Genomic DNA, 24830 nt, shown 5'->3' with positions numbered 1-24830 from the left:
GGAATCTTTCTCTATTATCTCTTTAATTCCCGTCTGCTTCAATCCTTAGTAGAAATTAACTGTATATGATAAAATATAATCGATTATGGAGGTTGGATAGAATGAGCCAAAGAATAGAGATCAATGATGCGACAATTAAAAACAACGAGCTGCTGCTCACTGCCGATCTGGAGGCGGGGATTGAAGAAATGACGGCAACTGGCCAAATGCTGGTTGATTCCGATCAGTTATCCTTTATCTATATCGTAGAAAAAGAAGGCGGCTATCAATATCTTTCGATTCCTGAACGAATATGGGATATCATCCATGATGGATTACAGGCAGGGCTTGAAGCAAGCCTTATATCAGGCAGAAACAAGCTTCGACTGCCAGGGTTCCGGCAGGAAATGGATTACCTGATAGCCAATATTACAGGGAACAGCAATTACGGAGAGGAAATGGTCGCAAAGGTGGAACAGATTTTTGCTGCACCCTCCGCATAAGCTTCTTAAAAGATAGATTCGGATGAGGTGACTGATATTGAAAAACTGGGATCAGTTTTTAGAACCGTACAAACTGGCTGTCGAAGAGCTTAAAGTCAAACTGAAGGGCATGAGGAGCCAGTACGAATTGAATTCCGACCATTCCCCGATTGAATTTGTCACAGGAAGGGTAAAACCTATTGCAAGTATACTTGACAAAGCACATCATAAAGGAATTTCATTAGATAATCTGGATACTGAAATGCAGGATATCGCAGGCTTGAGGATGATGTGCCAGTTTGTTGATGATATCAGGATCGTGGTGGAACTGCTGAGGAAAAGGAACGATTTTGAGATTGTCGAAGAGCGGGATTATATTTCCCATAAAAAAGCAAGCGGTTACCGTTCCTACCATGTGGTGATCCGCTATCCAGTCCAGACAATCAGGGGGGAAAAGAAGATTCTTGCTGAAATCCAAATACGCACACTGGCGATGAATTTTTGGGCAACAGTAGAGCATTCTTTAAACTATAAGTATAAGGGGCTTTTCCCGGAGGATATCAGGATCAGGCTACAGAGAGCTGCTGAGGCTGCTTTCCGCCTTGATGAAGAAATGTCTTCAATCCGCGGGGAAATCCAGGAAGCGCAAGCTTTTTTCACCCGAAAAAAAGAAATGCAGCAGGACCGCAAGAAGTAACTTGATTATTGTATTAAGGGGGAAGTGGACTCATGAAATTTGCGATCACTTCAAAGGGAGATTCCCGGTCAAATACGCTGATGCAAAAGATGAAGAGCTATCTTATGGATTTCGACCTCATCTATGATGAGGATCAGCCGGACCTTTGCATATCAGTAGGAGGGGATGGGACGCTTCTATACGCATTCCACCGCTATAGCAACAGGCTTGATAAGACTGCTTTCATTGGTGTACATACTGGACATCTTGGATTTTATGCGGACTGGGTGCCCGAGGAGATTGAAAAGCTTGTTATCGCAATCGCAAAGACTCCCTATCAGGTAATAGAATATCCGCTGCTTGAGGTCATTATCCGATACCAGCATGGCGGTAGGGAAACCCGCTACCTCGCATTGAATGAGTCAACGGTTAAATCGGTCGAGGGGACGCTCGTAATGGACGTGGAAATCAGGGGACAGCATTTCGAACGCTTCCGTGGCGATGGCCTATGTGTTTCTACTCCCTCAGGCAGTACAGCTTATAACAAAGCACTTGGAGGAGCAATCATCCATCCATCGCTGCGCGCTATCCAGGTAGCTGAAATGGCATCCATCAACAATAGGGTGTTCAGGACGGTCGGTTCGCCATTGATCCTCCCCGACCATCATACATGCACACTCAAACCGGTTAACCGGCCCGACTTCCAAGTAACCGTCGATCATTTGACGTTATTGCACAAAGATGTGAAGTCAATCCAGTTCAGGGTGGCGGATGAAAAGATTCGCTTTGCCAGGTTCCGGCCATTCCCTTTCTGGAAAAGAGTGCATGATTCCTTCATCTCGGACAGCGACTGATGGAAATTTACCAATGGACTGGAGCAGCGAATATGGCAAAACGATTCAGCCTTGAGTGGACAGCCGCCAGTACAGACGAAGGCAAACTGCTTCGCGAATTCCTGAAGGAAAAAGAAATCTCCAGGTCTGCCCTTACAGATATCAAGTTCAAGGGTGGAATGATAACTGTAAATGGCATTGAAGTGAATGTAAGGTATCAGTTGAGCAGCAGCGATAATGTGAAGGTAGCATTCCCCTCTGAAGAACCATCAGCAGGATTGAGAGGAGAGCCGATTCCGCTTTCCATCATGTATGAAGATGAATATATCCTTGTTGTCAACAAGCCCCCAGCAATGAACACGATTCCTTCCAGGGAGCACCCATATGGCAGCCTCGCAAGCGGACTGATCAGCTATTACAAAGAAAAGGGAATTGCTGCAACCACGCACATCGTCACTCGTCTTGATCGGGATACTTCTGGAATCGTCCTTGTTGCCAAGCACAGCCATGTGCATCATCTTTTCAGCAAACAGCAACGGGAGGGCGGAATCCACCGTACATACGAAGCACTTGTCACGGGTCCTGTCGGCATGGATGAAGGCAAGATCGAAAAGCCGATTGCCAGGAAAAGTGACAGCATCATCGAACGTGAGGTCAATCCTCATGGCCAATATGCCTGCACACTCTTCCATGTGCTGAACCACTATGACGGATACACCCACGTCAAGCTTCGGCTGCTGACAGGCAGGACCCATCAGATCAGGGTACACATGTCACATATCGGACATCCGCTTCTAGGGGATAGCCTGTACGGCGGAAAGAAAGATTTAATAGGCAGGCAAGCACTCCATTGCCGGGAAATCGAATTCACCCACCCATTCCTGAACCAGGTTTTACACTTCAAAGCAGATATTCCAGAAGACATAGGGAAGCTAGTTGGGAAAGGCAAACCACACGAATAGATGGTTTGCTTTTTTACTGGATAAGCTCGTAAGGACATCCGCTTACGCATATGTCCAGGCGAAGCATCTGCCCCAATGGCATAAAACAGCGCATCAAGAAACATGCAAGGCCGCTTTTCCCTAATAGTTGCGCCGGTAACAAGGCGCAGCAGGGATGTACAACCCAGGCAGCTGCTAAACGCCCTTCCGCCTCCTGTCCAATAACCTAATGGCTGCGCAGGGGGAGGGACTGGTACTGATGATTTTTCATAGCATAGCTATACTTTTTTATACAGCGTTTAAGGAAAATTTAAAAGGAAGCGGTTACAGGGAAGATCATAAAAGACAAAGGAATTAATCCATGCTAGTATAATGAAAAGATTGATCAGTTTGATGAAAGGGGGTAAAGTGGATGGCTGAAGAATGGCAAGAATCCTTGGCAAAGCAGCAAATCAACACCGAGCTGCTGATGCAGGCACTTTACTCTGAAAAGATTGACGATTTCCGTGAGGAGTTCATGGAACTCCATCCCTATGACCAGGCTGAATTTTTCAGCGGGCTGGATGATAAATTAAGGGCAAAGGTTTACTCTTATTTATCACCGAAAGAGATGGCGGATATTTTCGAGAACCTGGAAACGGACGAAGAAGATTTCAAAGAAGCACTGGCACAAATGAATCCGGCTTATGCAGCTGACATGCTTTCTGAAATGTATGCGGATGATGCGGTTGACGTCCTGAATGAACTCGATAAGGACCAGGTTGTCAGCTACCTGACAATCATGGATGAAGAAGCGGCGCAGGAAATCAAAGATCTGCTCCATTATGAGGAATACACTGCCGGAAGTATCATGACAACGGAATTCATTTCGATTTCAGCGAACCAGACGGTCAGGTCAGCGATGTATATCCTGAAAAAAGAAGCGCCTGAAGCTGAAACGATTTACTACTTATTCGTCGTGGATGAAGAAAAGCGCCTTGCGGGTGTGATTTCCCTCAGGGATTTGATCGTGTCGGATGATGATACGATGATTTCAGAAATCATGAATGAACGTGTTGTTTCGGTATCGGTCGGCGAAGACCAGGAGGAGGTTGCCAGGAAAATGAGGGATTACAACTTTCTTGCACTTCCCGTTGTTGACTTCCAGAACCATCTTCTCGGAATCATCACGGTCGACGATATCATCGATGTCATGGAAGAAGAAGCTTCTGATGACTATTCAAAGCTTGCTGGTATCGCTGATGTCGATAAAGTTGACAAGAATCCTATCTCGGCTGCAAAAAAAAGGCTGCCTTGGCTGATCATCCTCCTTTTTCTCGGCATGTTCACAGCAAGCTTGATTGGCAGATTCGAGGAAACACTCAATCAAGTGGCCATCCTTGCAGTTTTCATCCCGCTGATTGCTGGCATGGCTGGCAATACTGGAACACAGGCGCTTGCGGTTGCGGTCAGGGGGATTGCTACTGGCGACCTGGAAAAAGAAAGCAAATGGGCGATTATCCTGAGGGAAGCCGGTACAGGGATGATTACAGGCGCGATTTGCGGTTTCCTTGTCACCTTCATCGTTTATTTTTGGCAGGGAGATTTTTTCCTGGGAGCTCTAGTGGGGGTTTCGATTTTCATCACCTTGATCGTTGCTACACTCGCAGGCTCATTAGTCCCTCTGCTGATGCATCGTTTGAATATTGATCCGGCGGTTGCATCAGGACCTTTTATCACAACGATCAATGATATCATCAGTATTTTGATTTACTTTGGAATTGCTACGGCATTCATGAGCTATCTGACAAGTTAAGGAGGGATGTGTATGGAACAGCATGCATCGATTACTTCACTCGTGATCGTCATCCTCGTTGCATTCATTACACCAATTCTGCTTCACCGCCTCAAATTGAACTTCATGCCCGTCGTGGTTGCTGAGATCATCATGGGCTTGATCATCGGCCAGTCCGGCTTCGATATTGTCCATGAGGATGCCTGGCTGAGCACGCTGTCGACATTGGGTTTTTTATTCCTGATGTTCCTTAGCGGACTTGAGATCGACTTCACTGCCTTTTCTAGGGGCAAAAAGAATAAACGGATGCCTAACGGCAAAAACGAGCCAAATACATTCTCGGTCGCAACGATGATCTTTATCGGGATTTTCATTGTCTCTTTTGGCCTTTCCTATTTATTCGTGCTCGCGGGCTTCATTGAAGATATATTCCTGATGACCTTGATCATCTCGACTATTTCCCTGGGAGTCGTTGTCCCTACCCTGAAAGATGCTTATTTGATGAAGACGAACATTGGCCAAATCATTCTATTGGTAGCGGTCATTGCTGATCTGGCAACGATGATCCTGCTTGCTGTATTCGTTTCCCTCCACGATGGAGGAGAAGGGAACACTTGGCTGCTCCTTGTCCTGTTTGCTGCAGGGGTGGCTTTGTACTTCCTCGGCAGGGTATTCCAGAATCGCGCCTTTGTCAATGCCCTTTCAACAGGGACAACCCAGATTGGAACAAGGGCTGTTTTCGCATTGATCATTTTGCTTGTTGCGATTTCTGAAACAGTAGGCGCAGAAAATATCCTCGGAGCATTCCTCGCCGGGGTCCTTGTATCATTATTGGCACCTGACCAGGAGCTGGTCCATAAACTCGATTCGTTCGGCTATGGGTTCCTGATCCCGATATTTTTCGTGATGGTCGGGGTTGAACTCGATATCTGGTCATTGTTGAGTGATAAGAAGTTGCTTCTCCTCATCCCGCTTTTGCTGCTGGCCTTATTCATTTCGAAAGTAGTGCCGGTGTACTTGCTAAAAAAATGGTATGACACAAAAACCGTCCTTGCTTCAGGGTTCTTATTGACATCGACGTTATCGCTGGTTATCGCGGCAGCCACGATTGGGGAAAGAATGGAAATGATCACTCCAGAAATGAGCGGAACCTTGATTCTCGTAGCGGTCATTTCAAGTGTGCTGACGCCTATCCTCTTTAAAAAGGTGTTCCCAAGGGCCGCTGTCGAGGAGAAGAAAATCAATGTTGCGTTTATCGGGGCTAATCAGATGACACTTCCTGTGTCCCGTGATTTGAAATCTTCATTATATGAGACGATTTTATACCATACCAAACAGGATAAGGCAGACAAAAAAATAGCAAGCTCTGTTTTCGAAATCGTCGAAATGCCTGATTACAAAACGGTAACCCTTGAAGAAAAAGGGGTGTACGAAGCTGATATCGTTGTCATTTCCACAGGGGATGATGCATTGAATGCCGAAATCGCCGAAAACGCCAAAGACAAAGGCATGGAACGGGTCATCGCCCGGATCGAGAACCCGGAGCTTGTCGAGACGCTGAAGCTAAAAGGAGTAGAAGTATTCTCTGTCCTTCGCTCTACTGAGTCCTTGCTTCGCGCGATGATCGAGTCACCTGGGGTCATGAGCATCTTGACGAACAAGGAACACGCGCTTCACGAAATCAAGATGTTGAACGATCATTTCGATGGGATGAGCATCAGGCGTTTTCCTTTTACAGGCGATGTCATTTTTGTCCGTATCCTCCGTGAGAATGAGTCCATCGTTCCCCACGGGGATACCGAATTACGCCTGAATGACCGCTTGATTGTCACAGGCTCAAAGGAATACGTGGATGAATTGAAAGCCGAACTGGAGTTTTGCTACTGGTGCTGAATATTTTAACCCGCCTTTTTGGCGGGTTTTCCTTTGCAAAAGTGTTAGGATAGTGTAGAATTAGCACTAGGTACTAATAACATGTATTAATAGGGGGATTTTAGAAATGACTCTTTCTCTAAACGGCAAAACATATGTTGTCATGGGAGTGGCCAATAAAAGGAGCATCGCCTGGGGGATTGCCCAAGCACTCCATAACGCGGGAGCCAATCTTATTTTTACATATGCAGGAGAGCGCCTGGAAAAAAGCGTCCGCGATCTTGCAGAGTCTCTGAATCCAGAGTATCCTGTACTGCCTTGCGATGTAACCGTGGATGAGGATATTGCAAAATGTTTCAGGGAAATCAAGGAAACAGCAGGCAAAATCGATGGTATTGCCCACTGCATCGCTTTTGCCAAAAAAGAAGAGCTTCAAGGTGAATATCTGAATGTCACACGCGATGGTTTCCTGCTGGCCCACAACATCAGTTCATACTCCTTGACTGCTGTCGCGAAGGAAGCGAGGGAACTAATGGCTGAAGGGGGAAGCATCGTGACGCTTACCTATCTTGGCGGAGAACGAGCTATCCAGAACTATAACGTAATGGGAGTGGCGAAAGCCTCACTTGACGCCAGTGTCCGCTACCTTGCCGCTGATCTTGGCAAATACAATATCCGTGTCAATTCCATTTCAGCAGGACCGATCAGGACCTTGTCGGCAAAAGGGGTCAGTGATTTTAACTCAATTCTTAAGGAAATCGAGGAAAAAGCGCCGCTTCGCAGGAACACGACTCCTGAGGAGGTTGGCGATACAGCTTTGTTCCTGTTCAGTGATCTTTCACGCGGAATCACTGGTGAAAACATCCACGTGGATTCCGGGTTCCATATCCTATAATGACCAAGACCTGAATGGCGTGTGCCATCAGGTCTTTTTTATGAAATGCAGTTTCTTCAACAGAAACTCATCCGGTGCATACAAATACATATAAAGAAAAAAAGAGCAAAGGAGTGAAAAAGAAGGAAAGAAGCGAAAGAGGTTTATGTAATCACGACAAGCGGAGGGAATCGGATGAGCAAACAGAAAAGAAGCACCTTAAGGACCCAAAGGAAAGGTCCCTTGATTTTTGTCGATCAGCCTGAATGGAAAGTGGAAAATACCTCTATGCAAGGGACATATCGTTCCAAAAACAAAGTCGAAGAGACGGAACATCTGACTGAACCTGAAAGCGAGAAAGAAGCAAAGGAAATCAATGGAGAAATTGAACTTCAGGGGACCGATGAAAAGGTAAGACTGCCCCAATTCAAAGTCCCCTTCCATAAATTAAGCATAGAAGAAAAGCTGGAAAGCCTCAGAGCGCTTCCGATGCGGATCGTAAAAATCGTTTATTTATTTGTAACAGAAAAGAAGGTTTACCAGGGGTACTTTGTATCGAACAAAGATGGGGAAGTCACCATCAAGCCTGTGAGAGGGAAAAAGCATTTGAAGATCCCGGTTGAAGAAATCACGGATGTTATCCTGAAACGTCTATAAAAGAAACAAGGCTTACCGAATCGGTAAGCCTTGTTTGTTGTGTCTATTATTGGTGGGCTGTCACAGCCGGAAGGCATGTAACTGCACAGAAGCAAGACAGGTCAACCGTGATGCAAACGCCTGTACGTGTAAGGTCGGTTAGTTTAACATTGCCTTGGAATTGAGAGCAAGGTCCCTGGGATGGATTTGGATCATGTCCGGTATCCAGCAATTCCAATACGGCACAGCAGTCATCATCGACCGAACATACTCTGAATACAAAGGATTCGATGCAATCAAAAGTAGTGTTGCCTCCTGTAGTAGCAGTGCCTACTCCTACACCGAGGAAAGGATCGCATTTACAGTAAAGGATGATTGGGATTGTATCAAGATTGTTGTTCGCTGTCTCTCCTAAAAGCGCCTGGATTGAGCGCTCGCAGCTAGTGACACAGCACTCATCTTCCACCATGTCCTGTACGCGGGCAATTTCTCTTAGTACATCGCAAACACAGTTATCAGATGAAGAGCCGCCGCCATTATGTTTTCCACATGACATTAAACATTCATCTCCTTTTTTATTTTTGACCTATTGTCTTTAACAGAATATGAAAAAGGAAGTGTTTGGTGTGGGTGATTGTCTAATTTTCAAAGGAGAAACAAAAAGTACGGATAAAGCGTTGCCAGCCCATACTCCACCGCTTGTACAGGCATATAATGTCAGGGATCAAAATTAATGAAGATAGAAGGGGAAAAGATGGACAGTTATCTCGAGTTGATCCTGATTGTTTTTGCAAGTTTCCGTTTGACCCGCCTGATTGTCTTTGATAAGATCACCGAATTTATCCGTCGGCCATTTCATGAAACGTTTGTGGAGACATTGCCGGATGGAAGTGAAGAAGCCTATATTGAAATTAAGGGAGAGGGAATCAGGTACTGGATCGGTGAGCTGTTAAGCTGCCATTGGTGTACAGGATTCTGGTGTTCGGTGATGGTTTATTGCGGCTATTATTTCATACCGGAAATCATGATGCCGTTTATTTCTATCTTCGCTATTGCAGGGATGTCTTCAATCATTCAAACATTCCTGATTGAGAGAGGATAAAACAAGAAAGAAAGGAAGATCAAGCATGGAAAACCAAAAACTTAAAAAAGAAGCAGAAGCGAATAAAAAGACCACTGCTCATTCTTTGCATAGGCCGCAACGGAGAAGAAGAAAGGGAGGCTGCGGATGCAGTAAGAAAAGAGGATGAGTTTGTATTAAAAGTCCAGTACCAAGAGGACAAAAGGTGGCAAAGAAGACTTCTTTGTCTCCATTAAATGAGTACTGGTCTAAAGGACACAAATAAGAACCTTCGCGTTTGCCAAGTGTCTGGCAGACGTTTTTTTATTTTGGGAAATAATCACATAACAAAAAATTCATAAACATGGATGGAAACGTGGAAAATAATTTTATCATTTCACAGGAAAGGAATCGAAAAATGGATAAGAAACGTGCAGTTTTTAACATTCTCATATTGGCAGCAATGTCTCTGGTCGTTTCCGGCTGTTCGTTTGGAAAGACTTCTCCAGAGAGCGGGACATCGATGATCCAGTCTATCAATCCTAAACCCGGGGCAACGGATGATTTTGACGAAAAGAATGTAGAACTAGCGGAAGACGTTAAAAGAGATATCCGGTCATTCGATGAAATTTATGATGTCGCTGTCATAACGGGCAAAAAAAATATCCTTGTTGCATACAAGGTCAAGCATCTAAAGCGTTTCGCAATGAAACGGATCGAAAAAGAAGTCAATAAGAAACTGGAAACAAACTATCCGGGTGAGAATTTCATTGTCTCCAGTGATTTCAAGATTTTCATCGAGGCAGTCGAATTGCGGGAAATGATGAAGGATCCTGACTATTCCGAAGAAAAAGCGGAGAAAAAACTTCAAGGTATCATTAAATTGAAAAAGGAAATGACATAAGAAAGGATGAGCGAGATGGGGAATAATAAACAAAAGCTGACACCCGAACAGCAGCAATACCAGCAGCTGGAGCAAAAGCATGAATTGAAGCGTCCGGTCGTAAAGAATTGTGTCAAAGCTTTCTTTGTTGGGGGTACCATTTGCTTAATCGGACAGGCCCTCACCTATTTTTATATCTATTTCTTTAACTTTACTGAGCAGACTGCAGGGAACCCAACTGTTGCGACAATGATTTTCATTTCGATGCTGCTCACTGGCTTTGGGATTTACGATCGTATCGGACAATTTGCCGGGGCAGGAAGCGCTGTGCCTGTAACCGGATTCGGAAACTCTGTGATTTCGGCGGCAATTGAACACAGGACCGAGGGCTTTGTGCTGGGAGTAGGCGGAAATATGTTCAAACTAGCGGGTACGGTCATCTTGTTCGGAGTGTTCTCTGCTTTTGTAGTCGCGCTGGTAAAAACTTTGCTCCAAATGATGGGGGTGCTGTGAATGCTGGTTGGCCATCAATCATGGAAATTCGCGAATTTGCCTGTCATTGAGGCTTCAGCCGCTACTGGTGGCCCTTTTGAGGCAAGGGGGAACCTGGCAGCCGACTTTGATATTCTCCATGACGATCTCTGGATGGGACAGGATTCTTATGAAAAGGCACATAAGCTGCTGCTGGAGGAAGCGATTGATGCTGCCCTCCAAAAGGCCAATTATACTAAGGAAGATATACATTTCATGCTTGCGGGGGATTTAGTCAACCAAATCACACCAAGCAGCTTTGCGGCACGGACGATGCAGATTCCTTATTTCGGCCTGTTCGGTGCCTGTTCAACATCTATGGAGGGACTGGCGCTAGCTTCCTTCATCATCAATTACAATGGAGCCAAGAAAACGGTGACTGGCGCTTCAAGCCACAATGCGGCGGTCGAAAAACAGTTTCGCTATCCAACGGAATATGGCGGGCAGAAGCCTCCGACTGCTCAGTGGACGGTAACCGGTGCAGGAGTGGCCGTGGTGACGGACAATCCTGATAAGGCTGGAAAACTAGTGACAACTTCAGCGACGATTGGGAAGGTGATCGACATGGGCTTGACAGACCCATTCAATATGGGCGGCGCGATGGCTCCCGCCGCAGCGGATACAATCACTGCCCACTTCAGGGATCTGCGCATCGATCCTTCTTATTATGATTTGATTGTGACGGGGGACCTCGGGCGGATCGGCCAGGAGACAACTTACGAACTTTTGCAACAGACAGGCTTGAACGTAACAAGGGAACAATTCCAGGATTGCGGGCTGATGATTTATAAAGAAGACCAGCCTGTGCAGTCAGGAGGAAGCGGAGCGGGATGTTCTGCCTCGGTCCTATATGGACACTTGCTCAACCAGATGCGGCAAGGTGTCTATAAAAAAATCCTTGTCGTCGCAACTGGCGCGCTATTGTCCCCGTTGTCTTTCCAGCAAAAAGAAAGTATTCCATGCATAGCTCATGCTGTATCGATTGAGACGAATTAAAAAGGGGGGATCACACTATGCTTCCAATGTTTTTCTGGGCATTTGTCATTGGCGGGCTGATTTGTGTGGGAGGGCAGCTGTTATTCGATATCGCTAAATTGACTCCTGGACATACGATGAGTTTGCTTGTTGTTATTGGAGCAGTACTTGATGGATTCGGTCTGTATGAACCACTGATTGATTTTGCCGGTGCTGGCGCGACGATTCCAATTACAAGCTTTGGAAACTCACTTGTTCACGGCGCTTTGCAGGAAGCAGAGCAGCATGGGCTTGTCGGGGTGTTGACAGGGATGTTCGAAATCACCAGTTCGGGCATTTCCGCTGCTGTCATCTTCGGATTCATCGGAGCCCTTATTTTTAAGCCAAAAGGCTGATTTTTTAAAACGTTGGCTATGTTAAAGACCAGTGTTGAATTTGAATACCTATTGGTTGGAGCGGAAGGCACGCAGAATCCTCAAAAATGCTAACGCATTTCCTTCGTGCGTTGGCAAACTCGAGGAAGCCCATCCAGTGTCCAGCGGGAGTACGGGGCAGGGAGCCCGGAGGTGCAAAGCGCCAAGAAGGTTCCTTGGCACGAGGTGGAAAGCGGCCGACTAAAACCGCCGCGTCCTGCGGCAAAGTCGGCACTAGGACTTCCTGTCCGTCGAAGGCCCGGAGTGGAAATCAACAATCAATTTAACATAGCCAGAAGGTTGAATACTCCGGGTTCGTCAGATATCGTTAGGGTTCGCCGAAAAATTGCGATCTCCGCTAAATCAAAGGAAATTCCGCTAAATAACACTTAAAAAACGCTAGAATCAAGGACTTACTTAGACAGGAATGTGAACAGCATCAAAGCAGCTAATGATCACGTCGGAAAGAAGTGGAAAGCACCCTTTTTTGGCCAGAAGCTAAGGCACCGAAATCTTCCCGAATTCATTAAGTTTTTAACTTGTTTCAGTTTTTAGGGAGCTCGCCCATACATCCGCAAAGCCTTCACATATATTGATATTGACTCGATAAAAGTGAGGTGAAAGAGCATGGGCTTCGGTTATTGGGGCTATGGTGGCTATGGATATGGCTATGGCGGCTATTATGGTTCAACATTCGTGTTGATCGTTGTGCTGTTCATTTTGTTGATTATTGTAGGAGCCAGCTTCTACAACTAAGGAAGAAGTTTTTTCAAACAAGGAGCCATTCCTATTCTGGAAGGGCTCTTTCTTGTTGAAACACCTAAGTTTTCACCATTTCAAGCTTCCTACATACTATAGAGTAGTTTATCAAGGAGGCATGATGACCGATATGGATAATAACTTTTTCAAGAACATAGAAAAAAAGACGGGCGTCAACATGAAAGATGTATTTGAACTGGCGAACTCCCTGCAGAATGCGAATTTCAAAGATGAAGAAACTGTAAGAGGCGTGATTCGCCGCGTTTCCAAACTTGCGAATAAGCCTGTGAAAAAAGAAATGGAAGACAAAATTGTCGAGTCCATCATTAAAGATGGGAAACAGCTTGATTTTAACCAGATTTCTAAAATGATCAATAAGAAATAACGCAGTCAGGACCTGGATTAAAACTCCAGGTCCTGCTTTGTGATCTTCTTTTGCAATCTGGCAAGGAAACGGGAAGGGTTCGCCTTCCTTCCGCGTCTTTTTTGCGGGATTGAAATAAAAAGATTACGCTGTGCGCGAGTTACGGCTACATAAAGGAGCCTACGCTCTTCTTCCAGTTGCGAATGGTCCCCATTGCGGGAGGATTCCAGAGCATAGTCATGGGGAATGCTGCCGTCTACGGTACCCAGTATGTAGACATTTTCGTATTCCAGCCCTTTTGCACGGTGGATTGTGCTTAGGGTAATGGCATCCAAGGCATTCTTGCTGCTTCGCTTGATTTCTTTATTCATCGCGGCCATATGGTCAGCATGTTCGATGAAATCTGCTACGGTTTTGAAATTCCTTGCAGCCACTTTCAAATCGCGGAGATCATCTGATCCTCTTTCAAGCTTATTTCCTTCATTTCCTCGCTTTTTAATGAAATCCTGGAAGCCAAGATCCTTCTCTATCGTTTCGATTGCTGCTGCCGGGGAGAGAGAGGATAAAGACCGGATGACCGGAACCAGTCTTTTCAGCTTTTGCTCCTGGAAGGCAAACCCAGTCTGTACATATGCCAGGGCTTCGAGCATTGAGCAGTCCTGAAGGATGCTGTTCGCCTGAAGGTCCCGGAACACGGTTTGTTTTAAAAACAACGAAGGCAGGATATTCCTGATCGCATCCGTGTCATCCTGGTTGAGGCTCAAGCGCAGGAAAGCGAGTATCCCTCTGACCATGAAGCGTTCATAAAACGAATCGGCATCCTGGTCCAGCCTAAAAGGAAGGCTGGAATTGGCAAGCCGTTCGAACACAGCCCTGCTAGCCGTATTGGTCCGGAACAGGATCGCGAAATCGCCTGGTTTTGCTCCAGCGGCAATCCGTTCCTGGATATCCGTAACAATCATGGTTGCCTCCTCTTCTTCATCATAAGGGTGGAAGAGGATCGGCGGGCATTCACCGGAAAATTGGGCTTTCATCTCTTTATCATGGCGGATGAGATTAGCGGATATCACTGTGTTTGCTGTCTCGACAATTTCATGCGGTGAACGATAGTTTTGGTTCAGGATGATCACTTCCGTATTCTTGTAATCTTCCTTGAACTTGAATAAGTAGGAAGGATCACTGCCCCGGAAGGAATAGATGGATTGGTCGTCATCTCCTACAGCACAGACATTGCGGTTTTGCTCTGAAAGCATCTTCACGATTTCATATTGTACTTTATTGACATCCTGGAATTCATCGATCAGGAAATATTGGAAGCGGTTCTGGTAGTTTTCGAGTATTGCGGGTTGTTCCTTGAAAAGTTCATAGCAGCTAAGGAGCATATCATCGAAATCAAACAGGCGCTGTTTTTCCTTTGTGGATTCATAATCTTTATAAAGCAATGCGACTTTTTCTTCCCACTGGGATGCAGGCTCGACTCCAGCCGGCAATACCATCGTATTTTTCCACAGACCTATTTGCTGGAGGGCAAGGTCATAAGCGAACTCTTTCTCGTCCAACTGCAATTTCCTGCCTGCTTCCTTCAATATATGCTCCCGCTGCCAGTCTTTTTTCAAAAGCCTGTCCGATGACCACTTTTCACGTTCGTGGAAAATCAGGATACGATAAAAAATGCTGTGGAATGTACCAGCAACTAACTGGTTTGTCCGTCTGGCAGACATACCAGGATACCGGCTGATCCGGTTTTTCATTTCAGCCGCTGCTTTCGCCGTGAAAGTGACGAGCATGATCGAGTCAGGAGCTATCTTTTTTTCTTCCAGCATGAAGGCAGTCCTGGCGGTAAGCACCCGAGTTTTCCCGCTTCCTGCCCCTGCCAGGATCAGCAACGGGCCTGCGGTGCTGACAACCGCCTGCTCCTGGTTCCCGTCAAACTGGATGCCTGCTTCTTTCAGCTGTTTCAGGTAATCGACTGTTAGCCCGGGCTTTGAGGGGGGAACAGGGGAAAAAGGGAAAGGAATGCTTATTTCCTTCGGTGCCATGAATCCCTCTTCTTTTTCCTTTTCTCCTGTGATTGCCCTCGACTTTGGAATCCGAAACCCATTCCGTTCAATGAATTCATCTTTTTCTTCTGGAGTAGCAGGCTGAAGGGAGTCACCGGTGTTTCCACTGCAGTCTTCTTTGTTTGATAAGTGATGATAGAAATGAGGCTTGCCCATAATGCCAAGGTAGAGGCGGACATGCTCTCCGCATACCGGGCAAGCAAGCATGCCTTTTTTTCCATCATCATAGAGCTTTTGGAAATCCTCACGATTGTATCGTTGAAGGCTGATCAACTGTTTGTGGTATTTTGCCGTCATCATTTCCGTTTTCCTCATTTCAAAGCAAAAATTACATAATCTTAATCATATCAGAATAAAAATTTTAAAAAAAGGTAAAAAAATAGGTTTGATACGGACATAAAAGTGGAAAAGAATCAGAAGTTTTTAATGAGAGCGCCTATTATTACTGTACTTGGGGGAGTGCAAAATGGGATATATTCTTCCGGTAACCAATTATCAATATATACAATATGCCGAGCGTGATGTGGGAGCAGATTACGATCCCTTCCACATCGGCAGGATTTCAAGGATTCGCAAAGAAGACCCTGTACAAAGGGAGCAGGAGCAAACTGCTGCCCGGATGCAAAAGGCCGCGCAGGATTTTGGCTTAGTCAGGGATCACCGTGTTTATAAAAGAAAAGTGAATCCGCTGGTTGTCAGCAAAGCTTATGCTGAAATCACGGGAAAAGGAAAGTACTACAGCGAGACCATCTAAAATGGCTGTAGTGCTTTTTTATTGTTGAAAAGGGTGGACACTCTGGAATAAGGAAAGATAATGCTTTTTAGCATGAAGGCTGCGGTATGAGCCCGCAAATCACCCAGCCTTTGGTACGGCTGCAGAGCCGCGCAAATAGAATAAGCTCCTTCCTGGTTGTCGGAAGGAGCTTTCCTTATGGTTCAAATCGATTTTTTCATCGTTTTATGCGGGATGCCAGCATCGAGGAATTCTTCAGAAACCGTTTCATATCCAAGTTTGCTGTAAAAAGGAATGGCATGAGTCTGGGCATTGAGTTTAAGGACCGAGACTCCCTGTTCTTTTGCGTAGTCCTCGATTTTTTTCATGATGGCAACACCCGCGCCCGATTTCCGGTTACTTTTCAAGACACATATCCGCTCGACTTTCCCGATGCCCTCCAAAATGCGGAAGCGCCCTGCTCCGGCAGGCTTTTCACCGTCATAGAGGACGAAGTGGACGGCGTCATCTTCATATTCATCGATTTCTTCTTCCTCTGGCACATCCTGTTCGCCGATGAAGACAATCCGCCGGACATCGAACGCATCTTCCCGTTCTTGTTCAGTGCTAACGATTCTTACTTCCACGATTGACTATTCCTTTCCAAGGTGAAATGTTTCATAAACGGTCCATGAGCCGTTTTCCAGCTGGTAAAGCAGATGGATCCGGTCAGCAGTCTGCTCAAAGTCGACTTTTGTCATCCTTAATGAACTGTATACATCTGAATGCTCGTCATCGGACATTTTCTGCCCTAGGGTAATATGCGGAACAAAGTTGTATTCTTGTTCTCCATCGAATGCAGTGCTTAGTTCATTGTGGAGTTTTTCCAGTTCTTCTGGAGAGTCGACCTTCAAATAGATGACATTATTGACTGGTTTGAAGGAACCGATTTTCTTGATATTAATGTCGATAGGGTGGAAATTCTTTGCGATGGTGGCAATCTTTTTTGTGATATCCTTGACTTCTTCTTCTGTTGCTTCAAATGGATCTTTCAAAGTCAAATGCGGCGGAATCAGCGCGTAATGCGGGTCGTAGCGCCTTCTTAAGGAATTTGCGTAGTCCTGGACTTTCTTTGACGGAAAAATGACGATTCCGAATTTCATCTAAATACCCCCGTTTCAATTAAATTAGTCAATATCAAAACAATAAAATTACCTGAGTCCTTGATTTACGATTCATTATAACAAATTTTCAAAATATATAATATAAAGAAGCATATGGGTATATTTCGAAATTTCTGTGAAGTTCGAATGGCCTAAGGCTTTTTTAGTATATCCCCCATCCTCAGGAAAACATCATCCTGATCGCCCGCTTTAAGTCCGGCTGCCAGTGGGTCCATGTATGGTCTCCGTCAAATTCATCATAAAAGTAGGGATAATCCTTGCTCTTGAGAAGGCTTGAAAGCTCCCTGTTAGGTGCAAGGAAGTCCTTTTGCTTGGAGGATGAGGTCTTCACGTTGGTCTCTTTTTTTCCGACAGTATGGTAAATATTCAATAATCCTGGCTGGCCGAAGCTCTCAACAGCTTCAATGACCTGCTCATTCACGTAAGGTGATTGAAGCAGGACTTTTCCAAAGGTATGGGGATACTGCAATGCGGCAAGCAGGGAAACAGTCGCTGCGAGGGAATCCCCGATCAAAGCCCTTCCCATCCCCATCTGATAAGTAGGGAATTCGGCATCAAGGTACGGTGCCAATTCATGTGCCAGGAAGCGGATATAGGCTTGGTGCTTCTCACCTTTTGGGTGGTATTTTTTCCATCTGTCTTCAACAGAATCGTAAGGAATGCCAACAATGATGAGATTTTCAATTTCTTTTTTGCCTAATAGTTCATCTGCCACCCGCCCAATCCGTCCGAGCTGGAAATAGTCGCGCCCATCCTGCGCGATCAGCAGCGAATACTTATATAGAGGAGAAAATGTTGCCGGCAGATAGACTAGCATGGTGACTTCTTCCCCAAGCGCCTTGCTCTGCAGTGTAATTTCCTGAATCTTGCCCATAGGGAATTCCATTGTAAAAACCTCCAAATCATCAGTCTTGTTGCAATTTCAAGATGATTTTAGCATATGTAGATCGAAAAAGCTTTTCCCACCTATCCTGAAAAACAAGAGGAAAATAGTGATAATAAGAATTTAGTAACATGTTTGACAATTGTGTGAAGAATTATGATAATATTGAAAAGAACATTTTATGAATTTAAAGGGGGAAATTAAATGAAAAGAAAAAGTTTTCTTCTCGTGACCATTCTTATGTTAGCGCTTTCCATGGTCCTTGCCGCATGCGGCGGAAAGGAAGAGGACGGAAAAGGTGATGGCGGGAAGGGCGGAGAAAAGCCAAAGTTCATGAGTATTCTCACTGGTGGGACAGGCGGTACTTATTTCCCATTGGGCGGATCTTTCGCAAAAATCGTCTCCGATGCTACAGGAATCGAAACCAACGCCGAAACAACTGGAGCGTCAGCTGAAAATATGCAGAGCATCAAAGATGAAAAAGGAGAAATCGCCTTCACCCAAACAGATATTGCTTCCTATGCCACTGAAGGAAAATTGATGTTTGAAGGCAATGCGATCGACAACATTAAGGCGATCGGCACCCTGTATCCGGAAACAATCCAAATCGTCACAACTGAAAAATCCGGCATTAAGTCCGTTGAAGACCTGAAAGGCAAGAAAGTCTCAATCGGGGCTCCAGGATCTGGTACAGCCGCAAATGCGGAGCAGATTCTTGAAGTACATGGCATGAAACTTAAGGACATCAAGAAGCAGGATCTAAGCTTCGATGAGTCTGTAACCGGAATCAAAGACGGAACAATCGATGCTGCTTTCGTAACAGCTGGAGCGCCTACTGCTGCAGTTGAGGAGCTTTCTGCTACCGAAAAGGTTTTCATTGTCCCTGTAGAGGCAGACAAAGCGGATGCGTTGATTGAAAAATACCCTTATTACACGAAGGATGAAGTCCCATCCGGAACATATAAGCTTGGTTCAACAGTTCCAACTGTTGCCGTCCAGGCGATGCTTGTTGTAAAATCAGATTTAAGTGACGAGGTTGTTTATGATATCACAAAGTCTATTTTTGAGAACCTCGACAAAGTACAGCATGCGAAAGCGAAGCAAATCAAACCTGAAAATGCCCTGAACGGTGTCGGCATCGATGTACACCCTGGCGCACAGAAATACTTTGATGAAAAAGGGATCAAAGCAGCCGAGTAAACGATAGACCATGACCGGACACAGTCCCGAAGAAGGATTGTGCCCGGTCAATTCATATTTTGAATCAATTCTTTCAACCGCCCGATTCTCGGGGCGGAGTAGACCGAAGGGACAGCCGGTCTTTTTTTACTGTATAATTTGGACAGGCGAGGCTGGAAAAATGAAAAAAATAAGGAAAAAGATCATGATTTCCATTCTGCTGCCTTCTATTCTTCTCTTGGCAATCATCCTTTCGTTACTCATTCCATATAAGCAAGCACTTGTATTTCTGCAGCCGGAACAGAATAAGATACTTTGTTATGCTCCGATTGCAGCAGGTGAACGATTCAAAATAAAATACAAGCATTCCATCCACCTCTCGGATGTCCTTGAAAGCTATGAAGTGACCGGGCAGGGCCATATCCGCCAATATGAACTGGAGTACGAGGATTTTGCGATCGGCATGCCTTCCGAACCAGCTGAGGGAGAGAAGTTTGAAACCAGGGATGGAAAGTATTATTTAGAGAATATGAACAGGGAGTTTGAGCAATTTGACCTTCGGGTTGGCAAGGTCAGGGCGAATCACACCCTTGTTTTGGATAATTCATCCTATCCCTTGGCAAATGCGATTGAGCCAGGCACAAGGGTAAGGGTCTTGATAAAAAAAATGAATCTTCTACAACAAATGGAAGGAGTGAATATCCTTGACGAAAAGTGAGGAGACACTATCGCAGGAAAAACAGCAAGAGCTTCTGGAAAAGTATGATCCGGAAGCGGCAACAAGAAAACTGGATGGAGTGATGGGCTGGATTGTTTTCTTTGGGCTTCTGGCCTTTTCAGTTTTCCAGCTGTATACATCAATCTTTGGCATTCTGACAGCGCAGCTTCAGCGTTCCATTCACCTGGGATTCGCGCTCGCGCTAATCTTCCTGCTATTCCCGGCAGCAAAAAAGAATTTGAGGAAAAGGACGGTTGCCTGGTATGATTTGCTTCTTGCCATTGCAGCCGTAGTCATCGGGGCATATTGGCCGGTGATGATCGATGAGCTTGTTAACCGCGTTGGCCGGTTGACACCTCAGGATTTTTATGTAGGCTTGGCGGCCATCCTCCTGGTCCTTGAAGCAACAAGAAGGACGGTTGGATTGCCAATCACGATCATTGCTGCATTGTTCATGGCATATGCTTTGTACGGTCCGTATATGCCTGGCTTCCTGGCACACCGCGGACTCAATCTGGAAAGCCTTGTCCAGACCATGTTCTTCACAACAGAAGGGATTCTTGGTACTCCGCTCGGGGTTTCTTCAACGTTCATCTTCCTGTTCCTGCTTTTCGGGGCCTTCCTGGTCAAGACGGGAGTAGGGCAATATTTCAACGATCTCGCTGTGTCAATAGCTGGGAAAAGGACAGGCGGCCCAGCGAAAGTGGCGATTTTTTCCAGTGCCCTGCAAGGGACGATCAGCGGAAGCTCGGTTGCGAACGTGGTGACATCGGGATCTTTTACCATTCCGATGATGAAAAAGCTTGGTTACCGCAAGGAATTCGCTGGCGCGGTCGAGGCTGCCGCGTCGACAGGCGGACAGCTGATGCCACCGATCATGGGGGCTGCTGCTTTCTTGATGGTTGAATTCATCGGCGGAGGCATCACCTATTGGGATATCGCCAAATCCGCGGCAATCCCTGCTTTGCTTTATTTTACAGGAATCTGGATCATGACCCACTTCGAGGCGAAGCGTGTAGGGCTGCGCGGACTGACTGATGAGGAGATGCCTGACAGGAAAGAGGTTCTTAAGAAGATTTACTTGTTGCTGCCAATCTTGATCGTCATCATCCTGATGGTAAGCGGGATGAGCATCATGAGGGCTGCCCTGTGGTCGATTCTTTCAACCATTGTCGTAAGCGCGATCAGCAAGGAAACGAGAATCGGTTTCAAGGATATGATCAACGCCCTCGTGGACGGAGCCCGGACTGCGCTTGGTGTGGCTGCTGCTACGGCAGCTGCGGGTATCATTGTCGGTGTAGTCACAAAGACCGGCCTCGGCCTTAAGCTTGCAAATGGCCTGCTTGATTTATCCGGGGGGTTGCTGCTTCCAACATTGATGCTCACGATGGTCGCTGCGCTGATCCTTGGAATGGGATCCCCAACGACTGCCAACTATGTCATTACATCGACAATTGCTGCTCCAGCGATCATCTTGCTTGGAGTGCCAGACCTATCCGCACATTTATTCGTCTTCTACTTTGGAATCATTGCGGATATCACTCCTCCGGTCGCGCTTGCAGCGTTCGCGGCGGCCGGTGTATCCGGAGGCGAGCCTGTCAGGACCGGGGTCAATTCAGCCAAATTGGCGATTGCGGCGTTCATCATCCCATACATGTTCGTCCTGTCGCCGGAATTGCTGATGATTGATACAACATGGTATTACTTGATTTGGATTGTCTTTACCGCACTTGCTGGCATGCTGCTGATTGGAGCCGGCATCATTGGCTACTGGCTGAGAAGGCTTTTCTGGTATGAGAGAATCATTGGGGTTGTCAGCGGTTTGCTGCTGATTTATCCTGAAAAAATGACAGACATCATCGGACTTGGATCTTTCGTATTGCTCGTCGCCTTGCAGCTTATGATCAAACGGGAGGATAAGCCCATTTCAAATACAGCCAGCTAAATGATAAGGAGTCTTCGGTTCCCGGAGGCTCCTTTTTAACTTGTCCTTAGGTATTTACGTCTGTCAGGCATGACAGAAAGGACGTTTTCCAGCTTGAAGAGGCGCGTGCCATTCCTCAGGAAGCAAAAGGCTTTAAAATACCGGCCATGCATTTCTTTTACCACGATTCTTCGATGGGTTATATGGCTGTCATTTGCAAGGTAGATCATTTCGACAGGCATGTTTTCGTTAAGAGACTTTTTAAGAAGATTTGTCACTGATCTTCACCCCCTGTTCTTATATTTTCATTATACCCGAACATTCGTTCTTTATTCAATATAATAAGAACGAATGTTCCAAAAGTGTTAGGCCATTAAATCATGAACGTCAGGAGGCTGTTAGATGGAGAGTGAATTACTGAAGATTTTTGATGATCAAGGAATAGAAATGGGAACTGCATTCCGCTCTGAAGTACATCAGGCTGGCCATTGGCATGAGACTTTTCATTGCTGGTTCATTGAAAGGGATTCTCACGAAAATTACGTCCTGTTCCAAATTCGCAGTGCAGAAAAGCAGGATTATCCTTCCTTGCTGGACATCACGGCAGCCGGCCATCTCCTGGCGGATGAAAGCGCTCTGGATGGATTGCGTGAAGTTCAGGAAGAGCTGGGGATCGATCTTCCAATCGAAAGCCTGTCTCGCCTTGGGATAATCAAGGATACGCTCGTGAGTCCAAACTTCATAGATCGTGAACTATGCCATGTTTATTTATATAAACAGCATGTCCCCCTAAACAGATACAATCTCCAGGAAGAAGAAGTTTCAGGTATAGTCAGGGCAAAGATCGGGGAATTTGGCGAGCTTTGGACTGGGGAACGGGAGGAAATAACCGTGGAAGGATTCCAAACAGGTCCTGCCGGAAGAAAAGAACATCGGTCAATGAGCGTGTCCAAAGGCAATTTTGTTCCACATGAAGATGCTTATATCAAAAAGGTAATAAAAGCAATGGAACAGGATCTCGAGGAAAAAATTTAAGGAAAACGATTTGCACTCTTCCGTAACAATTCGAGGAAAGTACCGTCAAATCTGAAAAGGAGGAATTCAAGTGAACAAATCCCTTTTCATGATGGCGGCCTTCAGTTACGCACTCAGTTTTTTTGCATGTTCTGCTTTGGCAACGAGTTGGGTTCAACTGGACCCACAGGAAGTCAGCAATCGTGCAGAAATCATCGTATTGGGCAAATATGATTTTAAAAGCAAGCTGGAGGAGAGCAAAGAGATTTTCGCCGGATACGAGTTCAAGGTTGAAAAAGTATTCAGGGGGTCTGCAAACGAAACAATCATCGCAGGGATTGATCGTTTTGACGTAAGCTGGGCAGTTGAATCCCAGGAAGAAGACGGAAAATTCCTGTTGTTCCTGCAAAGGAGCCCGGAAACAGATTTCCTTGTTCCAGTTGGCGGCCCCAACGGAATGATCCAGGTAAGAGAGGGAGTGGCGAACGGCGCCGATAAAGCCTTTTACCAAAAGTTCCTCAATTCAGCAGCAAAGGAGCCTGTTTATCAAATAGAAGATGAGAAAAAAATGTCCACCATGAATAAAATCATTGCAGCAGGTTCAGGACTTGCGTTTGTGCTGTTCATAGGAATCAAGTTGAAACGAAGAACATTAAAAAAATAAGGTTTTTAGCACTTTTCTGGGTAGGGCTGAACCAAGTTTCTTGCCAGCTTGAATCATTGAGTGAAAAATTATATTGACATTGCATTCATTTCATTATATATTTATAAATGTCCTCACAGAAAAGGACAAACATCCTTTCGATTCCGTAGCTCAGCTGGGAGAGCGCTACCTTGACAGGGTAGAGGTCGCTGGTTCGAACCCAGTCGGAATCATCCTTTAAGTCGTATCAAGGGTTTATCCAACTTTATACTAACATGAAAATGTTATGGTCGTTGCTAAATCTGTTACGACACCTTGAAGCCACTTCACAAAAAAATGTGAGGTGGCTTTTTGTGTTGTTAAAGTTTGCTGTTCAAGATTTTTTAGATGACCGTGAGTTTAAAAATGTTACCCCCAACACCTTAGAGAGTTACAGATTAATGATTGGTCAACTTCATGACTTCCTAACAGAAAATGAAGTTGTAAATGTTGAAGATGTAACTCCTAACCACATTAAAAAATTTATCCTTCATTATCAGAAAAAAGGAAATAACGCTACAACTACTAATTCCAAACTCCAACGGATTAGAGCATTTTTTAATTACATGCTTGAATGTGAGGTCATAACTAATAATCCTGCTAAGAAGATTCAAAAGGCAAAAGAGGATATTAAAATTGACGTTTTCACTGATTATCACATTAAGCAAATGCTCAACTATTACAGAAGAATAAAACAACGTGAGAAAGCATTTTATGCCTATCGGCATCATTCGATTATCGTCATTTTAATTGGCACTGGAATCAGATTGTCCGAAATGACAGCACTAGAATGGTCAGATGTGGATTTTCTGAATCATAATCTCTCAGTTTTTGGAAAAATCGAAAACGTGAAACTATGCCAGTAACTGAAAAAGTAGTCAAGGAATTATCTGCATACAAAACTTTTTGTGAACAATACTTCGGTAAAGAGAACCTTAATGAAAATATCTTTACTAATCGTAATAGTGAACCTTTAACACCTGACGCAGTGAAGAACATTTTTAAACGATTATCAAGAATAATGGATTTCAAAGATGTTCGATTATCGGCTCACACGTTCCGCCACTCTTTTTGTCAGCGTTGCATACATGCAGGAATGAGTACCTTTGCAGTACAACGTTTGTAAAGATTTCGCAGTAGGTCAAAATGCTGTAGAATATTGGGCTGTATTTGTAACACTTGCGATATTCGCAAAAATTTCAAGGTAATTGTCTCTAGGTGCAAGGTTATCTTTTACAAATGCAGGAGCATTTCCACCTTCTGCAAGAGGATAGCCTCCAGGGGCGGCATGGAGATGTGCAATTAAGGGATATCTATCATATTCCGAAAGTGGTACATATACGGCAATTAATATTTACAATGGGCCGGACAATTCTAGCCAGCCATCCATTGGCATCCCCAACCAAGCGTCCTATCCTTTGA

Annotated in this window: 29 protein-coding genes and 1 tRNA gene; 24 read left to right on the top strand and 6 right to left on the bottom strand. The window is 45.2% G+C overall.

Going from position 1 to position 24830, the window contains the following annotated elements; genetic code table 11:
* The first annotated feature begins 101 nt into the window (after window positions 1–101).
* From JJQ88_RS04515 to JJQ88_RS04480, 8 genes are all read left to right on the top strand, one after another.
* The gene (locus JJQ88_RS04515) at window positions 102–482 is read left to right on the top strand and encodes a UPF0738 family protein (protein WP_246860937.1); all 381 of its coding nucleotides are present in this window, start codon (window positions 102–104) and stop codon (window positions 480–482) included.
* Window positions 483–519: 37 nt separating this feature from the next.
* Window positions 520–1158 (top strand): GTP diphosphokinase, encoded by a 639-nt coding sequence (yjbM, locus tag JJQ88_RS04510; RefSeq protein WP_282597662.1) that lies wholly within the window; start codon window positions 520–522, stop codon window positions 1156–1158.
* 32 nt (window positions 1159–1190) lie between these two features.
* Window positions 1191–1991 (top strand): NAD kinase, encoded by an 801-nt coding sequence (locus JJQ88_RS04505; protein WP_210364550.1) that lies wholly within the window; start codon window positions 1191–1193, stop codon window positions 1989–1991.
* A gap of 32 nt (window positions 1992–2023) precedes the next feature.
* Window positions 2024–2932 carry an RluA family pseudouridine synthase gene (locus tag JJQ88_RS04500; RefSeq protein WP_210364549.1) on the top strand — a complete coding sequence of 303 codons (909 nt, stop codon included), beginning with the start codon at window positions 2024–2026 and terminating at the stop codon, window positions 2930–2932.
* A 448-nt stretch (window positions 2933–3380) separates the two neighbouring features.
* Entirely contained in the window at window positions 3381–4706 is a 1326-nt protein-coding gene (gene mgtE / locus JJQ88_RS04495) for a magnesium transporter (protein ID WP_246860949.1), read from the top strand.
* Between the two features lie 12 nt (window positions 4707–4718).
* Window positions 4719–6578: a monovalent cation:proton antiporter family protein gene (locus JJQ88_RS04490; protein WP_210364547.1), complete on the top strand. Its 1860-nt coding sequence runs from the start codon at window positions 4719–4721 to the stop codon at window positions 6576–6578.
* Window positions 6579–6684: 106 nt separating this feature from the next.
* Complete coding sequence (gene fabI, locus JJQ88_RS04485; RefSeq protein ID WP_210364546.1) at window positions 6685–7452, top strand: enoyl-ACP reductase FabI; 768 nt, start codon at window positions 6685–6687, stop codon at window positions 7450–7452.
* 174 nt (window positions 7453–7626) lie between these two features.
* A complete protein-coding gene (locus JJQ88_RS04480) occupies window positions 7627–8088 on the top strand; it encodes a CotO family spore coat protein (protein ID WP_210364545.1) in 462 nt (153 codons plus the stop codon).
* Window positions 8089–8134: 46 nt separating this feature from the next.
* Here the strand turns inward: JJQ88_RS04480 and JJQ88_RS04475 are convergent, their stop codons facing one another.
* The gene (locus tag JJQ88_RS04475; protein WP_210364544.1) at window positions 8135–8623 is read right to left on the bottom strand and encodes a CotY/CotZ family spore coat protein; all 489 of its coding nucleotides are present in this window, start codon (window positions 8621–8623) and stop codon (window positions 8135–8137) included.
* A 177-nt stretch (window positions 8624–8800) separates the two neighbouring features.
* Here JJQ88_RS04475 and JJQ88_RS04470 point away from each other — a divergent pair, with 177 nt between their 5' ends.
* The 7 genes from JJQ88_RS04470 to spoVIF all read left to right on the top strand — a co-directional run bounded on the left by JJQ88_RS04470 (window position 8801) and on the right by spoVIF (window position 13073).
* Complete coding sequence (locus JJQ88_RS04470) at window positions 8801–9169, top strand: DUF1360 domain-containing protein (protein WP_481748280.1); 369 nt, start codon at window positions 8801–8803, stop codon at window positions 9167–9169.
* A gap of 376 nt (window positions 9170–9545) precedes the next feature.
* On the top strand, window positions 9546–10031 hold the full coding sequence (locus JJQ88_RS04465; RefSeq protein WP_210364543.1) for a YhcN/YlaJ family sporulation lipoprotein: 486 nt from the start codon (window positions 9546–9548) through the stop codon (window positions 10029–10031).
* 15 nt (window positions 10032–10046) lie between these two features.
* Window positions 10047–10523, top strand: coding sequence for a stage V sporulation protein AC (gene spoVAC, locus JJQ88_RS04460; protein ID WP_210364542.1), 477 nt, complete (start codon window positions 10047–10049; stop codon window positions 10521–10523).
* Complete coding sequence (spoVAD, locus tag JJQ88_RS04455; protein ID WP_210364541.1) at window positions 10524–11537, top strand: stage V sporulation protein AD; 1014 nt, start codon at window positions 10524–10526, stop codon at window positions 11535–11537. It begins immediately after the preceding gene.
* A 17-nt stretch (window positions 11538–11554) separates the two neighbouring features.
* Complete coding sequence (spoVAE, locus tag JJQ88_RS04450; protein WP_210364540.1) at window positions 11555–11911, top strand: stage V sporulation protein AE; 357 nt, start codon at window positions 11555–11557, stop codon at window positions 11909–11911.
* Window positions 11912–12556: 645 nt separating this feature from the next.
* Complete coding sequence (locus tag JJQ88_RS04445) at window positions 12557–12685, top strand: YjcZ family sporulation protein (protein WP_210364539.1); 129 nt, start codon at window positions 12557–12559, stop codon at window positions 12683–12685.
* 133 nt (window positions 12686–12818) lie between these two features.
* Entirely contained in the window at window positions 12819–13073 is a 255-nt protein-coding gene (gene spoVIF, locus JJQ88_RS04440) for a sporulation-specific transcription regulator SpoVIF (RefSeq protein WP_210364778.1), read from the top strand.
* 17 nt (window positions 13074–13090) lie between these two features.
* Here spoVIF and JJQ88_RS04435 read toward each other — a convergent pair whose 3' ends face one another.
* The gene (locus tag JJQ88_RS04435) at window positions 13091–15412 is read right to left on the bottom strand and encodes a UvrD-helicase domain-containing protein (RefSeq protein ID WP_210364538.1); all 2322 of its coding nucleotides are present in this window, start codon (window positions 15410–15412) and stop codon (window positions 13091–13093) included.
* Between the two features lie 166 nt (window positions 15413–15578).
* On the opposite strand from JJQ88_RS04435, the gene JJQ88_RS04430 reads away from it, so the two are divergent.
* A complete protein-coding gene (locus JJQ88_RS04430) occupies window positions 15579–15866 on the top strand; it encodes a hypothetical protein (RefSeq protein ID WP_210364537.1) in 288 nt (95 codons plus the stop codon).
* A gap of 182 nt (window positions 15867–16048) precedes the next feature.
* Here the strand turns inward: JJQ88_RS04430 and JJQ88_RS04425 are convergent, their stop codons facing one another.
* The 3 genes from JJQ88_RS04425 to JJQ88_RS04415 form a co-directional block, all read right to left on the bottom strand.
* Window positions 16049–16471, bottom strand: a complete 423-nt coding sequence (locus JJQ88_RS04425) for a GNAT family N-acetyltransferase (RefSeq protein WP_210364536.1) — start codon at window positions 16469–16471, stop codon at window positions 16049–16051.
* Between the two features lie 6 nt (window positions 16472–16477).
* On the bottom strand, window positions 16478–16987 hold the full coding sequence (locus tag JJQ88_RS04420; RefSeq protein ID WP_210364535.1) for a YjcG family protein: 510 nt from the start codon (window positions 16985–16987) through the stop codon (window positions 16478–16480).
* 181 nt (window positions 16988–17168) lie between these two features.
* A complete protein-coding gene (locus tag JJQ88_RS04415; protein WP_210364534.1) occupies window positions 17169–17894 on the bottom strand; it encodes an alpha/beta hydrolase in 726 nt (241 codons plus the stop codon).
* Between the two features lie 201 nt (window positions 17895–18095).
* Here JJQ88_RS04415 and JJQ88_RS04410 point away from each other — a divergent pair, with 201 nt between their 5' ends.
* The 3 genes from JJQ88_RS04410 (at window position 18096) to JJQ88_RS04400 (ending at window position 21733) form a co-directional block, all read left to right on the top strand.
* Complete coding sequence (locus JJQ88_RS04410) at window positions 18096–19091, top strand: TAXI family TRAP transporter solute-binding subunit (protein ID WP_210364533.1); 996 nt, start codon at window positions 18096–18098, stop codon at window positions 19089–19091.
* Between the two features lie 160 nt (window positions 19092–19251).
* Window positions 19252–19788, top strand: a complete 537-nt coding sequence (locus tag JJQ88_RS04405; protein WP_210364532.1) for a DUF1850 domain-containing protein — start codon at window positions 19252–19254, stop codon at window positions 19786–19788.
* Window positions 19775–21733 (top strand): TRAP transporter permease, encoded by a 1959-nt coding sequence (locus JJQ88_RS04400; protein ID WP_210364531.1) that lies wholly within the window; start codon window positions 19775–19777, stop codon window positions 21731–21733. Before JJQ88_RS04405 ends, JJQ88_RS04400 begins: the two co-directional genes overlap by 14 nt.
* A gap of 35 nt (window positions 21734–21768) precedes the next feature.
* Here JJQ88_RS04400 and JJQ88_RS04395 read toward each other — a convergent pair whose 3' ends face one another.
* Window positions 21769–21990, bottom strand: coding sequence for a hypothetical protein (locus JJQ88_RS04395; RefSeq protein ID WP_210364530.1), 222 nt, complete (start codon window positions 21988–21990; stop codon window positions 21769–21771).
* Between the two features lie 124 nt (window positions 21991–22114).
* On the opposite strand from JJQ88_RS04395, the gene JJQ88_RS04390 reads away from it, so the two are divergent.
* The 5 genes from JJQ88_RS04390 to JJQ88_RS21210 all read left to right on the top strand — a co-directional run bounded on the left by JJQ88_RS04390 (window position 22115) and on the right by JJQ88_RS21210 (window position 24534).
* The gene (locus JJQ88_RS04390) at window positions 22115–22747 is read left to right on the top strand and encodes an NUDIX hydrolase (protein WP_210364529.1); all 633 of its coding nucleotides are present in this window, start codon (window positions 22115–22117) and stop codon (window positions 22745–22747) included.
* 70 nt (window positions 22748–22817) lie between these two features.
* On the top strand, window positions 22818–23390 hold the full coding sequence (locus tag JJQ88_RS04385; protein WP_210364528.1) for a hypothetical protein: 573 nt from the start codon (window positions 22818–22820) through the stop codon (window positions 23388–23390).
* Window positions 23391–23529: 139 nt separating this feature from the next.
* Window positions 23530–23602: transfer RNA gene (locus tag JJQ88_RS04380), tRNA-Val, on the top strand.
* A 123-nt stretch (window positions 23603–23725) separates the two neighbouring features.
* Window positions 23726–24274, top strand: a complete 549-nt coding sequence (locus tag JJQ88_RS04375; RefSeq protein ID WP_246860936.1) for a tyrosine-type recombinase/integrase — start codon at window positions 23726–23728, stop codon at window positions 24272–24274.
* On the top strand, window positions 24265–24534 hold the full coding sequence (locus tag JJQ88_RS21210; protein WP_246860935.1) for a site-specific integrase: 270 nt from the start codon (window positions 24265–24267) through the stop codon (window positions 24532–24534). Before JJQ88_RS04375 ends, JJQ88_RS21210 begins: the two co-directional genes overlap by 10 nt.
* The last annotated feature ends 296 nt before the right edge of the window (window positions 24535–24830 follow it).

The organism is Bacillus sp. REN3 (assembly GCF_017912555.1).
GTDB lineage: Bacteria > Bacillota > Bacilli > Bacillales > Cytobacillaceae > Mesobacillus.
The sequence above is the reverse complement of the archived record's forward strand: the minus strand, read 5'-3'. Positions and strand labels throughout refer to the sequence as shown.

What these genes read in the sequence shown, in the direction of transcription:
- spoVIF (WP_210364778.1), top strand. Translation starts at nt 12,819, where the DNA reads ATGGATAATAACTTTTTCAAGAACATAGAAAAAAAGACGGGCGTCAAC.
- JJQ88_RS04500 (WP_210364549.1), top strand. Translation starts at nt 2,024, where the DNA reads ATGGCAAAACGATTCAGCCTTGAGTGGACAGCCGCCAGTACAGACGAA.
- JJQ88_RS04475 (WP_210364544.1), bottom strand. Translation starts at nt 8,623, where the DNA reads ATGTCATGTGGAAAACATAATGGCGGCGGCTCTTCATCTGATAACTGT.
- JJQ88_RS04435 (WP_210364538.1), bottom strand. Translation starts at nt 15,412, where the DNA reads ATGATGACGGCAAAATACCACAAACAGTTGATCAGCCTTCAACGATAC.
- JJQ88_RS04420 (WP_210364535.1), bottom strand. Translation starts at nt 16,987, where the DNA reads ATGAAATTCGGAATCGTCATTTTTCCGTCAAAGAAAGTCCAGGACTAC.
- JJQ88_RS04410 (WP_210364533.1), top strand. Translation starts at nt 18,096, where the DNA reads ATGAAAAGAAAAAGTTTTCTTCTCGTGACCATTCTTATGTTAGCGCTT.
- JJQ88_RS04430 (WP_210364537.1), top strand. Translation starts at nt 15,579, where the DNA reads ATGGGATATATTCTTCCGGTAACCAATTATCAATATATACAATATGCC.
- JJQ88_RS04515 (WP_246860937.1), top strand. Translation starts at nt 102, where the DNA reads ATGAGCCAAAGAATAGAGATCAATGATGCGACAATTAAAAACAACGAG.
- spoVAE (WP_210364540.1), top strand. Translation starts at nt 11,555, where the DNA reads ATGCTTCCAATGTTTTTCTGGGCATTTGTCATTGGCGGGCTGATTTGT.
- JJQ88_RS04465 (WP_210364543.1), top strand. Translation starts at nt 9,546, where the DNA reads ATGGATAAGAAACGTGCAGTTTTTAACATTCTCATATTGGCAGCAATG.
- JJQ88_RS04415 (WP_210364534.1), bottom strand. Translation starts at nt 17,894, where the DNA reads ATGGAATTCCCTATGGGCAAGATTCAGGAAATTACACTGCAGAGCAAG.
- fabI (WP_210364546.1), top strand. Translation starts at nt 6,685, where the DNA reads ATGACTCTTTCTCTAAACGGCAAAACATATGTTGTCATGGGAGTGGCC.
- JJQ88_RS04445 (WP_210364539.1), top strand. Translation starts at nt 12,557, where the DNA reads ATGGGCTTCGGTTATTGGGGCTATGGTGGCTATGGATATGGCTATGGC.
- JJQ88_RS04490 (WP_210364547.1), top strand. Translation starts at nt 4,719, where the DNA reads ATGGAACAGCATGCATCGATTACTTCACTCGTGATCGTCATCCTCGTT.
- JJQ88_RS04405 (WP_210364532.1), top strand. Translation starts at nt 19,252, where the DNA reads ATGAAAAAAATAAGGAAAAAGATCATGATTTCCATTCTGCTGCCTTCT.
- JJQ88_RS21210 (WP_246860935.1), top strand. Translation starts at nt 24,265, where the DNA reads ATGCCAGTAACTGAAAAAGTAGTCAAGGAATTATCTGCATACAAAACT.
- mgtE (WP_246860949.1), top strand. Translation starts at nt 3,381, where the DNA reads ATGCAGGCACTTTACTCTGAAAAGATTGACGATTTCCGTGAGGAGTTC.
- JJQ88_RS04390 (WP_210364529.1), top strand. Translation starts at nt 22,115, where the DNA reads ATGGAGAGTGAATTACTGAAGATTTTTGATGATCAAGGAATAGAAATG.
- JJQ88_RS04480 (WP_210364545.1), top strand. Translation starts at nt 7,627, where the DNA reads ATGAGCAAACAGAAAAGAAGCACCTTAAGGACCCAAAGGAAAGGTCCC.
- JJQ88_RS04470 (WP_481748280.1), top strand. Translation starts at nt 8,801, where the DNA reads ATGAAGATAGAAGGGGAAAAGATGGACAGTTATCTCGAGTTGATCCTG.
- spoVAC (WP_210364542.1), top strand. Translation starts at nt 10,047, where the DNA reads ATGGGGAATAATAAACAAAAGCTGACACCCGAACAGCAGCAATACCAG.
- JJQ88_RS04505 (WP_210364550.1), top strand. Translation starts at nt 1,191, where the DNA reads ATGAAATTTGCGATCACTTCAAAGGGAGATTCCCGGTCAAATACGCTG.
- spoVAD (WP_210364541.1), top strand. Translation starts at nt 10,524, where the DNA reads ATGCTGGTTGGCCATCAATCATGGAAATTCGCGAATTTGCCTGTCATT.